Source organism: Aliivibrio sp. S3MY1 (assembly GCF_028765575.1).
Classification (GTDB): Bacteria; Pseudomonadota; Gammaproteobacteria; order Enterobacterales; family Vibrionaceae; genus Aliivibrio.
In genome coordinates, this window is the sequence record NZ_JARACO010000096.1 from 1 (window position 1) to 791 (window position 791).

At 36.0% G+C, this 791-nt stretch carries 1 protein-coding gene and 1 pseudogene; both read right to left on the reverse strand.

Annotated elements, in window-relative coordinates; genetic code table 11:
* Nucleotides 1–225 (reverse strand): annotated as a pseudogene (locus PVK62_RS17390) (cell filamentation protein Fic); the annotation flags it as partial.
* Entirely contained in the window at nucleotides 218–673 is a 456-nt protein-coding gene (locus PVK62_RS17395; protein ID WP_274445619.1) for a YhfG family protein, read from the reverse strand. The gene PVK62_RS17395 and the pseudogene PVK62_RS17390, both read right to left, overlap by 8 nt.
* Nucleotides 674–791: the final 118 nt, after the last annotated feature.

Below are 791 nucleotides of genomic sequence, written 5' to 3' on the forward strand. Positions count from 1 at the left end.
ACCTGCCCATTCAAATAGGTCAGAGAACAACATGCGATGAATTGAACGAAGATAGCTTAAATCGTAAGGAGGCAATTGAAACTCCACATACATTGCAGCTAACGTTGTTAAATCACGTTCAGCAGCCTCTAATACAGCTTCATTGCTGATATTGAGTTTATTAACAAGAACCGTACTATTTTCGTAAGTATAAGGATCTTGCGTTGTCCCATATTTATCAGCCATTGAGCACCTCTAACGAATTTACGTTTGAGTATTTTTTTAACAACATTTGACGTTGTTCGTCCCTATCTAGTGATAAGTCGAAATCACTAGCAATATCATGTCCCTCTAAACGCATACTTTCTCTAAAATTATCCATTTTGACTTGTTCGAAATAAGCATGTTTTTCTTCGTAAGAAGAAAGTATTGAATTACTTGGCATAACCAAATCAATATTATTAAGTTGAGATTGAATCGCTGTTCCTGATTCAAAAACACCCCAGCTATTAATAGAAAAACGGAAGGTTCGACCTTGGCGCTCTCTTTGAATATTTAAGCCTAAATTTTCAACTAATGAGTTAACTACGGATTGTACTTTACGTTCAGAAATCCCAGTTGCAGCCACGATAGCTTGAGTATTTGGAGATTCCAATCGTGTCATTGCAGCTAAAACTAATAATTCGTACTTCATGCTTACCTCGCACATTTATGCGGAAATAATATTAGTCTACTACTCAAAGAGAATGATTACCATATTTGGAAGCTAATATTAACAAAGAAGCAGTTAACGCCGCAATAACACGTGCGAA

Excerpts from the sequence above, each read along its gene's own strand:
- PVK62_RS17395 (WP_274445619.1), bottom strand. The coding sequence starts at position 673 with ATGAAGTACGAATTATTAGTTTTAGCTGCAATGACACGATTGGAATCT.